Consider the following 13021-nt stretch of genomic DNA (forward strand, 5'->3'; position numbering starts at 1 on the left):
GAAGGGCGGCTAACAGGCGAGCGAACCGAACAGGAAACGCAGCGTGTCAGGAGATTGTTTTCGAATCATCATGGCGTCATATTTTACATATAAGTTTTCTTAATGCCCAACTTCATCTTGCTTTTCTCCCATTTTAGTCTTATATTATCCTTAACTACACCTTTCTCCCCTCTAAGATACGCTTGGGATTTTTCGACTTTCGAAAGGAGGATTTTTATGGGATTTTGGATTTTTATGTGTGTAACGGTTCTGCTGATTCCATTCCTGATGATCATCTTTGGCGGACTTTTTTCCAGAAGTGCTCCAAAGGAAATCAATTCAGCTTTTGGCTACCGCACTTCCATGTCTATGAAAAATGCAGATACCTGGCAGTTTGCCCATCACTATTTTGGGAAAATCTGGCGTACCCTTGGCTGGATTCTGATCATACCTTCTGTCATTCCAATGCTTTTTGTAATTGGAAAAGGCAATGATCCGGTCGGCAATATGGGCCTGATCATCACCTTCCTGCAGTTGATTCCGCTGATCCTTCCGATTTTCTTTACCGAAAAGGCTCTTCGGGCACATTTTGATCGAAATGGAAATCGCATTTTTTAGAGAATCAGTCTCATCTGATTCCACACTACATTTCCATGTGCGGAATCAGAGACTCCTTCATTTACAAAACCAAATTTTGCATAATATGGAACCAGCCTGTCCTTACACGTAAGTACAAGACCTTTTCGTCCCTGCTTCTTCGCATCCTGGATTGCTCTGCAGATCAGTTCTCCCGCATATCCATGCCTGCGACAGGCAGGGATTGTATTTACGCCGAAAATCATCTGCCATGCTCCATGCTCATTATGCAGCTCCGCTTTTTCATACATTTCATCCGTCAGATCTGCTTCATCCGTAACAAATCCATCCACAAAAGCAATCAGTTTCTCCCCCTCAAACATAAGCCAGAAATGATCACTATAATGTTGCAGCCTTTTTGCAAACTCTTCTTTGGTTGCTGCCTCTGCCGCCGGGAAACATTCTGCCTCCACAGCGGCTATCATTTCCAGATCATCTATTGTTGCTGTTCTTATCTTCAATTTTTTGTCCTTCCTCATCAAATGCACACTTTTTCTATCATGCACTGATGTTTCTTTGTTTGCAAGATAACCTAAGTGTATCAAATACGTGAACACATCATCTTTATTCACAAAACTGGTCATATCATTTTGGAAAGAAGATACGTCCACTTCTACCGATACGCCGGATAACATCTCAATAATTGCAGTCCTCAAACCATCAAAATCCATATTGATCAATGGCACAATCGTTTCATCTCTTCAAAATTTCTATCTTTGTTTTACGATTCCTTTTCACTCTTTTTTTGATTTTAACATTGCCACACTCAAAGTGCAAGGAAAGCCAGGACGATCAAATATATACTCAGAAAAAACAAGTATTAATTCCTCATTTTTTCAGTCAATCTGGTGTTTTTTGTTCCCTTTCTCGTCTCGTAACATCACTTATTATGCAGTATAATTCCCTTGTTTTCTTTTTATGCATATGTATACATTTATGCATAAAGCGTTTATTTTTATGCATAAATACCATTATATGTGACGTTTTATTTAGAAAACACCAATTTATTTCTCTTGCAATATTTCCTTTTTTACTGCAAAATATACTTTGGATAGCCTGCATCTCCTTATATGCAGCGTATATCCGACGGTTTACAGGCTGTAAACAGCATTCCTGTAATAATTATATGTCTGTTTTGGGTCAGATATGAAGCTTTTCTCAATACTCATATTCCCGAAAAGCCTTGATTTTCCGGCATTTTTTGCAATATGAAATCGTTCCCACATTATTTCATTTTCTTATGTGCAATATATTGGAAATCCATATTTAAGCCTCTAAAACGGACATTTTAACGGAAACTTGTAACCAGAAATCTGTTTCTTTTTACCGTAGCAGATTTCCTCTTTACTGTTTTTTTCAAAGGAAGGTGTTACATATGAAATTAACAATGTTAGGAACCGGAAACGCACTTGTAACCGAATGTTACAATACCTGTTTTGTCCTGGAAGAAAATGAAAAATATTTTATGGTGGACGGCGGTGGCGGCAGCGCCATTCTTCATCAGTTAAAACACGCCGGTTTTAACTGGATGGATATGCGTGAAATCTTTATCACCCACAAACACATCGACCATCTAATCGGTATCATCTGGATGATCCGCATGATCTGTCAGAATATGAACAGCGGCAAATATGAAGGAGAAGCCACTATTTATGGTCACGCGGAGGTCATTTCCCTGCTCCATAACCTAGTCGAACAGTTCCTCCCAAAGAAACAGACTCGTTTTATCGGTGACAGGCTACATCTGGTCTGTGTTTCCGATGCTGAAACTCGCACTATCAACGACCGAAATATGACCTTTTTCGATATCGAATCCACCAAAGCAAAGCAATTTGGCTTTTCTATGGAACTGAACAGTGGCAAAAAGCTCGTCTGTTGCGGCGATGAGCCTTATAACGACTGTGAAAAGCCTTACGTAGAAGGCTGCGAATGGCTCCTGCACGAAGCTTTCTGCCTCTACTCTGAAAGAGACCTTTTCAGCCCTTACGAGAAGCACCATTCAACCGTAAAAGACGCCTGTGAACTTGCCCAGAAGCTTCATGTTCCGAACCTTGTTCTCTATCACACAGAGGACAAAAACATCCAGAACCGTAAAGAACTGTATTCAGCTGAAGGAGAATCTTATTTTTCCGGCAATCTTTACATTCCGAATGATCTTGAATCCATCGAAATTGTATGATTTTTAGCAATAACTATTGGTTTTTATCTGATTTTTTTAATTTAAATATATGAGGATGCCCTGGCATTCTTGTTGCGGACACTAAATTTTATTGATAAACGAGGCAAATAATGAAAACAAAAACAAACTATTTAAACGTCCTGAAAGAAACTTTTATTCTGACGGTTGCTGTCGCGATCATTGCCGCTGCAGTTTACTTTTTTCTTGTTCCAAGCCATACCTCCGTCAGCAGTATTTCCGGGCTTGGTATTGTACTGACAAACTTTATTCCGCTCCCTCTGTCTGCGATCAGCATGATCCTGAACATTGCTCTCCTGATCATCGGTTTTTTCACCTGTGGCAGGGAATTTGGCGTTAAAACCGTTTATACCAGCATTATGCTTCCATTCTTTCTCTGGCTCTTTGAAATGATCCTGCCAGATTTTGGCTCCATGACAAACAGTCAGGAACTGGATGTGCTCTGCTATATTCTCGTTGTCAGTGTCGGATTAAGCATCCTTTTTAACCGCAATGCTTCTTCCGGCGGATTGGATATTGTTGCAAAAATATTGAATAAATATGCACATATAGATTTAGGAAAAGCCATGTCTCTTTCTGGAATGTGTGTTGCACTTTCTGCCGCACTCGTCTACGATAAGAAGACCGTAGTGCTCAGTATCCTCGGAACTTATTTCAACGGTATGGTTCTTGACCACTTTATTTTCGACCATAACATCAAGCGTCGTGTCTGCATTATTACAAAAAAAGAAGAAGAACTTCGTAATTTTATCATTCACGATCTGCACAGCGGAGCTACCATTTATGAATCCATCGGAGCCTACAACATGCAAAAGAGAAACGAGATCATTACCATCGTGGACAAATCTGAATATCAGAAACTTATGAACTATATTACAAAAGAAGATCCGCTGGCATTCGTTACCGTTTACAACGTATCCAGCATGCGATACCAGCCAAAACTGTAATTCGAAATTCCCTGTTTCAGGTCAGAAATGTTCGATTCTTTGAATACCTGACCTCTGATTTCAAATGTCCTCTTTACTTTTTAACTTACCTATGCTATTATTTTTATTGGCATATGCCAATAAAAGGAGAAAAACTTATGCCAAAATGTAGAAAAAGAAGGATTTGCAGAGAACCTGATTATGTGATTTTTCAGTCTGAAAACGGACTGGACGATGTAACTACACTGACAGTAGACGAATACGAAGCCATACGGCAAATTGATATGGAAGGTCTGAGCCAGGAAGAATGTGCAAAAAAGATGTGTGTTGCACGTACAACTGCACAGTTAATTTATAATTCCGCGCGAAAAAAAATTGCCGAAAGCATTGTCCTTGGAAAATCCATCCGCATCGAGGGTGGAAATTACATTTTATGTGATGGAAGTCCATGCTGTGAAAACTGCTGTAAATCCACGCAGCCAGTAAATTATATGCAGAAAAAGGGAGAAAACGTCATGAGAATTGCTGTAACATATGAAAACGGAGAAGTATTCCAGCATTTTGGAAGAACAGAAAATTTTAAAATTTATGAAGTGGAAAACAATAAAATCGTAAACAGCCAGGTAATGGGCTCAAATGGTATTGGACACGGTGCTCTTGCCGGACTTCTTTCCGGTAACCAGATCGATGTACTGATCTGCGGAGGCATCGGCGGCGGTGCTCAGGTAGCTCTCGCAAATGCCGGCATTACCTTATGTTCCGGTGCATCCGGAGACACGGACAAAGCAGTCGAAGCTTACCTGCGTGGCGAGCTGACCTCTGCCGGTGCTACATGCAGCCACCACAGTCACGAAGAGGGACACGCCTGTGGAAATCACGGCTGTGGTCACCACTGATCATTAACATTCAAGAATACCTCTGACTGATTGCAGAGGCAGAAGTCATTTCACATCCGATATACAAAGAGAGCATATAAGTAAAGCATTTTCTTTTTTAGCTTATATGCTCTTTTTATTTTTCTTCTGTGCACTTCCACAATCTGTCAAATCTATATCAGACGGGGGATTGCATTTCACCACCCTGACACAAATTTGTTACCAGCGGAGCATTTGTTTCAGTCGGCTGGCTAACCTGACCCGAATCGTGTTCTAAATCTCACGCATATCCGTCCAAATTAGCTTATCCGAAATTATGTTTCACGTGAAACTAACACATATCAATAAATCTTTCTCTTTCCAGCACGTCTTTCTTTCCATAAACTTTCGTATACAGTGTATTGCGAATCATTCTATACTCTTCTTCGTCAATTTTTCTCTCTGTGCTCATCAGAAAAAGCGGTGTCTCTTTACGCCCTTCACCCATGGATGGCTGAATGTATGGATAATCATTAAAGAAGAATCCATTTCTCTCGTAAAACCTAACTCTCCTTACTGCTATTTCTTCTGTCGGAGGTTCCACTTCCAGAATGATCATTTTTTCTGCGTCTTCTTTCAATGCTTTTAGCATCCTGCTTCCTACGCCTCCATTTCTCAATACCGGATTGACTGCGAAATGTTCCACGTAAATAAAAGTTTCAAACTCCCATGCTGCAAAAAATGCTTTGATTTTCCGGAACTCTGGATCTTTTTCTATCAAAATCTGATACTCTGGATTTTGAAACAGTTCCTTCTGTTTCTGATAATCTCTGTATTCGTCTTTCGGAAAACTTTCTTCCATCAAGGTATATACCTGGTCAAAATCTTTTATTTCCATTTTTTTCAACATATATTTTTCTCCTTCGTTGTTAAAACAACCGATTTCTTTTCATTTTTCCATTATATTTACAAACGTCACGTGCAGTACCAGGAAGACCTGCCTCAGTAGATACTTTTACTCACATGACAAACACAATACAAGTATTATACAAAAGAGAATAACTTTTTTCAAATGATATTGAGATAAGAATACGAAGCAGGCATCGCCCGTACAGAGCATATCTCAGATCATATTACAAACAATAAATAAAAGACAGTTTGCACTGTCATCTTAAAGGAGGATTTCATTTATGAATCAAACTATGTTTTGCTATCAGTGTCAGGAAACCGCAGGATGCACCGGATGTACCAGAGTCGGAGTCTGTGGAAAGAAACCAGATCTGGCCGCCATGCAGGATCTTCTGGTATTTGTAACAAAAGGTCTGTCCGCAGTAACCACACAGCTTCGGGCAGAAGGCGTTGAGATCAGTACCGACATCAATCATCTGATCACCTTAAACCTTTTTGTCACAATAACAAATGCAAATTTTGATAAAGATGCGATTGTTTCACGTATCCACACTTCGCTCGAAGTGAAAAGAAACCTTATCAAACAGCTCTCCGCATCTTCTTCTCTTCCATCCGCAGCCCTCTGGGATGGCACTGAAGACAGTTTTGAAGGAAAAGCTGCAGAAGTAGGTGTATTGTCTACAAAAGACGAAGATATCCGTTCCCTGCGTGAGCTGATTACTTATGGATTAAAAGGATTATCTGCTTACTCCAAACACGCTAATGCCCTTCTGCACGATGATGAAAACGTGGATGCTTTTCTTCAGAAGGCTCTGGCTGCAACGCTTGATGATTCTTTAGGTGCAGAGGAACTGGTTGCCCTGGCTCTGGAAGTCGGCAAATATGGTGTGGATGGCATGGCTCTCCTCGACAAAGCCAACACAGAAACTTATGGTAATCCGGAAATTACTAAAGTCAATATCGGCGTCAGAAACAACCCTGCCATTCTCGTATCCGGTCATGATTTGAAAGACCTGGAAATGCTGCTGGAACAGACTCAGGGAACTGGCGTAGATGTCTATACACACTCCGAAATGCTTCCGGCACACTACTACCCGGCTTTTAAAAAATATCAAAACTTTGTGGGAAATTATGGGAATGCATGGTGGAAACAGAAAGATGAATTTGAAGCTTTCCACGGTCCGATCCTGATGACAACCAACTGTATCGTTCCGCCAAAAGACAGCTATAAAGACCGTTTATACACAACCGGTGCAGCCGGATATCCTGGCTGTCAGCATATTGGAGATATTTCAGCAGAAAACGGCAGTGCTTCTGCTGTGAACAAAGATTTCACTGTGATTATCGAACACGCAAAAAAATGTGCCCCACCTGCTCAGATTGAAGAAGGGGAAATTATCGGCGGATTTGCACATGCACAGGTACTGGCTCTTGCTGATCAGATTGTAGCTGCCGTAAAATCCGGTTCCATCAAAAAATTCGTAGTAATGGCAGGCTGCGACGGACGTGCAAAGAGCCGTAACTATTACAGCGATTTTGCGAAAGCTCTTCCAAAAGACGCTGTCATCCTCACTGCCGGCTGTGCAAAATATAAATATAATAAACTGGATCTTGGAGATATCAACGGAATTCCTCGCGTTTTAGATGCCGGCCAGTGCAATGATTCTTACTCTCTGGCTGTGATCGCATTGAAATTAAAAGAAGTATTTGGGCTTGACGATATCAATGAACTGCCAATCATCTACAATATCGCATGGTACGAACAGAAAGCAGTTATTGTACTGCTCTCCCTCCTGTATCTTGGAGTGAAAAATATTCACCTCGGACCGACACTCCCTGCATTTCTCAGTCCAAATGTAGCAAAAGTACTTATGGAAAACTTCGGAATCGCCGGAATAGATACTGTAGAAAATGACATGAAACTTTTCTTTGAAAAATAATTTTTTCGTTTCACGTGAAACACAGAGTACTTTAGAAATCAAATATTTTAATGTTTCACGTGAAACCACCTACACGGGAATACCGCTTTCAATCTCACACAAAATATCCGAAAGAATTCCAAAGGATAAAAATGCCAGAATAATTTGAAAATGATTATTCTGGCATTTTTATCAATTCAAGTCGAATTCATATGCGACCTGGCATACTACGCACTCAAGCTTAACCCCGCAAACAAATCTCCCATGCAAAACTGCAGTGGCTCCGCTGAAATTGCAAGTTCTTTCTCGTAGTTACGAATCTGGTAATCTGGATCAGATTCCAGCATCTCAATTAATTTTGCGGTATTGATTGCATCATCCAAACCATCGTGTAACCTGCCGCAATGCTGCATATCGCAAAGCATCAGAGCTTCACTTAAAGAGATTGCCCTGGAAAATCCGCTTCGTTTTACAAATGCATCCTGATAATCAATCCAACGCTTTGGCTGCATGAAATTTTGGATTTGCTCATCTTCTATCTGTTTACTTTTTATTTCCCTTCTCAGTTGAGCAAAGTCACACTCACTCCACGCAAAAACTTTATACTCCCTGTCTCCAAGCCAATTCGTCAGATGTTTCAGGGCTTCCTCAAGTAATGGTGCATTTTTTATCTGAACATTCTGAATACCTGTCAAATTGCTGATATAGTGATCCAATACTCCATATTCCGGATGCACATACTGTCTTAATGTCGCAATCTGCCTGAAATCTTCATTCAATAAAACTGTCCCCATTTCAATGATCTCTGTTGCATATTTATACATTTTGTTTCGATACATTTTTGGTACTTTGCACATTTCCAGATCAATCACTACATAGTTCATATGAATGCCCTCCATCGAAATAGTTTTTTGCTTTTTATCTTTTGCTATCATGATTTTACATGATTCAGCCGCTCTTTCTGTATTTCTAATGGTATTGTCGAAACAACCTTTCACTCTCCTCTTTCATCTGCTCAACCACTTGTGGCGGCGAAAGAATTTCTATGCTGTCCCCGAGAGAAAACACCCAGCCTAAAAACTGTCTGCTGACATATACGCAGACCGGAACGATAAAATGACCTTTATCCTCAGGAATAATCATCACATCTTTTCCAAAACGATCAATCATCACTCCCACCAACGTATCTCTAATTTTTAATTTTACTAGCTGTTCTTTTCCCCCATACATTCCAAAACTCTTTTTTGCATAATCAGCCATGTCAAGCTGCTGAAAATGCTGTTCACCTTCCCTCTTTTCTTCTGACACCTGGATATGTAGCATCTTATCCACCCGATAATGCTTTATTTTTTCTGCTTCAGAATCATAACCTACGAGATAATAGTTTTGTCCTTCCCACGAAAGCCCCCACGGACTGATATGATAATACTTTCCGCCATGTCGCAATTTCATTTCTTTCTTTTCCGTCCATTGAAAATATTGAAACTTAATTTTTCGATTTTCAGATATTGCATTGTGAATAGCATCTACCGTATAGTAGATACTTTCATTCATCGTTTTAATTCTCCCGGAAACATAAACCTGTCTTTGCAGTGTCATTGCCTCATATTTGCTGACCATTTTCTCTATTTTCTTAATCAGTGCATTGCTTTTTCTCTCTGTAATAAATTTCGATGACTGAATTGCATCTACCAGAAGTTTCAGTTCTGCAAGTTCAAAAGGGCGATTTACAACATGGTACTGATAATATTTTCCTGTCTTTTCCCCCTGAACTTCTATGCCCATCTGTTCCAGATCTTTCAGATCACTGTAAATACTTTTTCTTTCTGCTGTTATTCCATATTTTTTCAGCTCAACCATAATTTCCGGCATTGTCATATAATGGCTGTCATCTGTATTCTCCTGCATAATCTGTGCAAGTCTGTACAATTTAAACTTTTGATTTGTACCTTTAGGCATATACCTTTCTCCCTTTTTCATTGTTGAAATCCGTATAACATATAGAGTGAAAACGTTGTGAAACTCTTTTAATTCTGTTTAACCGGCTCTTCTCTTTTCTCGATTTCTTTATTTTGCTGCTGATACTCCAGCAGACTTTTTTTACAGATTTTGCAGATAACACCTGCATTTGTCAGCATAACAACTTTCGCTGTTGCTTTCTTTCCAATCTTATCATATAAACGACCTGCACTCATACTTTCTCCGATTACTGTATATGTACTGTTTGCCACATAACCAATCAATCCAAGTCCTTCTTTTTTTACCATAATTGCTTCTTTATCATATTTATTATCCGGTTCCTTTTCCAGATATAATTTCATACCCTTTTCCAGAAAATCCATTCCATAATGATACTTCGTACCCGTCAACGTAAAATAGACTTTTTTGATTTTTTTCTCATTCTCCATTCCCCATACCTTCCTTTCCACGTCTTCTATACTTCATTATACAGTACAACATGTCCAATAAAAAGTACAGTTGTTTTCTCTTTGTCTTCTCTTTTCTATAAAACAACCACATTTTGCGTTTCACATCGCTATGTTTCACGTGAAACTAAATATATAAAAAGCACAGTGACGATATTCAAGTCGAACGCACGTGAGACTTGGCACGCGATTCTGGTCAGCTTTGCTGACATTTACCTAACAGAATCGCTGTGCATCCTCGCGGAGCGTTTATCTTAGTCGGAGATTGAACTCTCACTAAGACAAATTTGTTGCTCGCCACTTTATAGAAGTGGGAGTCTTCTTCGACTAAGATAAATTTCCATCACTGTGCTTCTGTCCCTTTCATCTCAGCTTTTATACCTCGGCAAGAAAGAGCTTTCCGCTTCAGCAATCCCCGGCAAGCCAGGAGTTTTTGGAAATGTGCAAAATGAACAATTCCCAAGAAGGCACTTTTACGTGCCCTTCGGGGAATTCGTTCATTTACACATTAAGAAAACCTCCGCCGCAATTTTTTAAATCAAAATCCCTTCGAGATGATCCATCTCATGCTGACAGATCTGTGCCGACCATCCGCTGAGTTTCATCTTCTGCTTTTTCCAGTCCATATCATAGTACTCTACTTCTATGTTTTCGTATCGTGTTGTTTTTCTCACACCTGTAAGCGAAAGACATCCCTCTTCTGTTTCATATGGAGTATCTTTTCGCAGCATTACCGGATTAAACATCACAACATCAACCAGCCCTATATTTACAATGATCACTCTCTTTTTGATTCCGATCATATTTGCTGCCATTCCCACGCAGCCGGCACGGTTGACTTCCAGTGTATCCTGAAGATCTTTCCCTACAGAAATATCCGACTTTGTTGCCGGCTCGGATTTCTGTCCCAGAAAGAAAATATCTTTTACGATTGTTCTGACCATTTTTTATCCATCCTTTTTCGTAATAACCGCTTATAATATTCTTTTACTGTTATATACAAAAAAATCCGGCTAAGTTCTTTCGTTAAACTCTTTTCTCAACCGGATTTTTTCACGTGAACCATGTTTTTACAGTCCATTTTTATACATATCATTGATCACTGCCTGTGCGTGCTCCAGTTCCTTCTTTTGTATGATTGCTTCCCTGTCACTCAGAATTGCCAGCATTTCATCTACTAAATCTTCAATCCTTGGATTTGTCACGCGGTACAGATAACCTAACATCCTGGTCGCCGTATAGTCTGTGTTCATATTTTTGTAGGCTATCTCCGCACAAAGTTCTTTGGGGTAACCTTTGCTTAATAATACTTTGTAAAGCTGTTTCGTCTGCTCCGATGCCCTGCCGAGATATGTTTCCAGTTCTTTTTTCAGATACTCGTATCTCTGCCTTTTCTCTTCTTTCTGGAAATGTACCTCGCGGAACTGCTCCGGATTCTCTCTGTAATCAAGAATTTCATCGCCAAACTGTTCGCTTGTCAGATCAAAGCAACAATCCCCCACCACATTATAACAATGATAATTTCCGTCCGGTCTGAGAATCCCATACACTTTTCCGCCGAAAATATCCTGTGCCAGGAATGCTGTAATAGAACATTGTCCTAATGTTTGATTCTCTTTGCTCCATCTTTCCCTCATTCTCGGTGCACAGGTATCCGCACACCAAATTTCTGATAATATATCATATAATTCTTTTGGATTTTTTATTTTTTCATATGTTTTTGAAGCTGCCGGAACATTCGCCTGTTCCCATCCGTAAAATTTATATTCTTTCATAATCTATATCTCTTCTTTCTTCTCCGATTTTTGAATATTTGTGCAACATCTTTTAAAAATCATGTCTCACTACTGCACAGTTTTTCACTCCAAAAGCTGCGTATTCTTCATTTGTCATATCGTAAAAGTACGACTGCACAAATGCTACTGATTTTTTAGTTCTATATATAGGAGTTAAACGATGTCGTGGTCAAAAGCCCCCAACTATGATGCCCGCAAAGGGGAAGGTATCTGTCTTCTATTTCCCAATGCTTTTCTCAAGATTCGATACACGATCCCCAACTCTGCCAGATATAAAAGATTATTTTCAATAGTTCCTGTAAAAAACGGAAGGTTATTTCCCCAGAAATAATTTCCTTCCGGAAAGGCCATTTCCGCCACAAAATAGGTTCCTGCGAGAGCAAAATGTACAAAAGCAGTAATAGAAATCACTTCATCACAGACATTCCCTTTTTTATTTGCATATCTCCATGCTCTCCAGATAAACCAGAGGATGCTCAAAACTGCTGCCACAACCAGACAGTATCCGATCAGTCCGAATTTTTCCCAGATCAGAATATTCGGCAGTGAACCACGCTCTGCCATCCACTTCAGGAAATAGCTTCCGTTTGCTTTGTTGTATTTCAGGATTGCCAGTTCATGATGGAAGCTGAACACAAAACCTGCCGTGGCAAAGAGCACCGCCCGGACTTTCCGTACCAGAGGAGCCGTATAAACGGTTAATGCAAAAACGGTCACTGTTATACACACAACTCTTACCATAAATCCGGAAAAAAGATAGGAAAACATCATTACCAGGACTGTAGTTCCGGAAATGATGCACGGAAAATGTTTCACGTGAAACTCTTCATCCTGTTTTATTGCATTCTTTTTCTTCATTCTTCTCGCTCTTCTTCCGGTTAAACTTTTTTCCCTCTCTTTCTCTTCCCTTTCTTTTCGAAACAGTGCCCGGTTTCTTCTTTCAAATGCCGCCAGTAAAAATGCTGTCAGAAGCATCAGCACAAGTTCAACCGTGCTTTCTGCACTGTGGCCATTCAGAAACAGGTTTCTCAGTGTTGCCTCGAATTCTTTTTCGATCATCGGTTTTCTCTGGAAAAGATGTACCACAGAAAAAACAAGATATAACGGCAATGCATACCTGAAAAGAATCCGGTAACCAACGATTCCAATGACCAGTGCCACAACCAGACCAATGATTACTGATATTCCCCACCACACTTCTTTTCCATCAAAGCTTTTGTTGTCATATCTCCAGAATGTAGCATAGCCAACCATGATCAGTGTTGCAATACATAACAGTAAATCCTGTCTTCTCCATACTCTTTTGCAAAACTGTTTTATTTTTCTGTAAACCCATACAAAAAACCATTTAATGATCAGAAAAATTTTCTTTATACTAT

The 13021-nt window shown here is 39.8% G+C and carries 13 protein-coding genes and 1 pseudogene; 5 read left to right on the forward strand and 9 right to left on the reverse strand.

What is annotated here, in order from left to right:
• The first annotated feature begins 216 nt into the window (after positions 1-216).
• Entirely contained in the window at positions 217-597 is a 381-nt protein-coding gene (locus LKD42_RS03315; protein ID WP_248834821.1) for an SdpI family protein, read from the forward strand.
• On the opposite strand, the gene LKD42_RS03320 is transcribed toward LKD42_RS03315, so the two are convergent.
• Complete coding sequence (locus tag LKD42_RS03320) at positions 594-1076, reverse strand: GNAT family N-acetyltransferase (RefSeq protein ID WP_248834822.1); 483 nt, start codon at positions 1074-1076, stop codon at positions 594-596. The genes LKD42_RS03315 and LKD42_RS03320 overlap by 4 nt on opposite strands.
• Positions 1077-1136: 60 nt before the next feature.
• A pseudogene (locus LKD42_RS15315) lies at positions 1137-1310 on the reverse strand (AAA family ATPase); the annotation flags it as partial.
• A 680-nt stretch (positions 1311-1990) separates the two neighbouring features.
• Here LKD42_RS15315 and LKD42_RS03325 point away from each other — a divergent pair.
• The 3 genes from LKD42_RS03325 to LKD42_RS03335 all read left to right on the forward strand — a co-directional run bounded on the left by LKD42_RS03325 (position 1991) and on the right by LKD42_RS03335 (position 4634).
• A complete protein-coding gene (locus tag LKD42_RS03325) occupies positions 1991-2794 on the forward strand; it encodes an MBL fold metallo-hydrolase (RefSeq protein WP_248834823.1) in 804 nt (267 codons plus the stop codon).
• A gap of 110 nt (positions 2795-2904) precedes the next feature.
• On the forward strand, positions 2905-3759 hold the full coding sequence (locus tag LKD42_RS03330) for a YitT family protein (protein WP_248834824.1): 855 nt from the start codon (positions 2905-2907) through the stop codon (positions 3757-3759).
• A 137-nt stretch (positions 3760-3896) separates the two neighbouring features.
• The gene (locus LKD42_RS03335) at positions 3897-4634 is read left to right on the forward strand and encodes a NifB/NifX family molybdenum-iron cluster-binding protein (protein ID WP_022118674.1); all 738 of its coding nucleotides are present in this window, start codon (positions 3897-3899) and stop codon (positions 4632-4634) included.
• A gap of 310 nt (positions 4635-4944) precedes the next feature.
• Here the strand turns inward: LKD42_RS03335 and LKD42_RS03340 are convergent, their stop codons facing one another.
• Positions 4945-5502: a GNAT family N-acetyltransferase gene (locus LKD42_RS03340; RefSeq protein WP_248834825.1), complete on the reverse strand. Its 558-nt coding sequence runs from the start codon at positions 5500-5502 to the stop codon at positions 4945-4947.
• Between the two features lie 280 nt (positions 5503-5782).
• On the opposite strand from LKD42_RS03340, the gene hcp reads away from it, so the two are divergent.
• Positions 5783-7441 carry a hydroxylamine reductase gene (gene hcp / locus LKD42_RS03345; protein WP_248834826.1) on the forward strand — a complete coding sequence of 553 codons (1659 nt, stop codon included), beginning with the start codon at positions 5783-5785 and terminating at the stop codon, positions 7439-7441.
• A 206-nt stretch (positions 7442-7647) separates the two neighbouring features.
• Here hcp and LKD42_RS03350 read toward each other — a convergent pair whose 3' ends face one another.
• The 6 genes from LKD42_RS03350 to LKD42_RS03380 all read right to left on the reverse strand — a co-directional run bounded on the left by LKD42_RS03350 (position 7648) and on the right by LKD42_RS03380 (position 12896).
• The gene (locus tag LKD42_RS03350; protein ID WP_248834827.1) at positions 7648-8304 is read right to left on the reverse strand and encodes a 3'-5' exonuclease; all 657 of its coding nucleotides are present in this window, start codon (positions 8302-8304) and stop codon (positions 7648-7650) included.
• Between the two features lie 85 nt (positions 8305-8389).
• Positions 8390-9379, reverse strand: a complete 990-nt coding sequence (locus tag LKD42_RS03355) for a helix-turn-helix transcriptional regulator (RefSeq protein ID WP_173866796.1) — start codon at positions 9377-9379, stop codon at positions 8390-8392.
• Positions 9380-9447: 68 nt separating this feature from the next.
• Positions 9448-9810, reverse strand: coding sequence for an HIRAN domain-containing protein (locus tag LKD42_RS03360; RefSeq protein ID WP_248834842.1), 363 nt, complete (start codon positions 9808-9810; stop codon positions 9448-9450).
• A gap of 569 nt (positions 9811-10379) precedes the next feature.
• Complete coding sequence (locus LKD42_RS03365) at positions 10380-10790, reverse strand: peptide deformylase (RefSeq protein WP_248834828.1); 411 nt, start codon at positions 10788-10790, stop codon at positions 10380-10382.
• 126 nt (positions 10791-10916) lie between these two features.
• Entirely contained in the window at positions 10917-11621 is a 705-nt protein-coding gene (locus tag LKD42_RS15545) for a YunG family protein (protein ID WP_331464771.1), read from the reverse strand.
• 204 nt (positions 11622-11825) lie between these two features.
• The gene (locus tag LKD42_RS03380; protein ID WP_248834829.1) at positions 11826-12896 is read right to left on the reverse strand and encodes a hypothetical protein; all 1071 of its coding nucleotides are present in this window, start codon (positions 12894-12896) and stop codon (positions 11826-11828) included.
• Positions 12897-13021 lie beyond the last annotated feature (125 nt).

It is taken from the genome of Hominisplanchenecus faecis (genome assembly GCF_020687205.1).
Taxonomy (GTDB): Bacteria; Bacillota; Clostridia; order Lachnospirales; family Lachnospiraceae; genus Hominisplanchenecus; species Hominisplanchenecus faecis.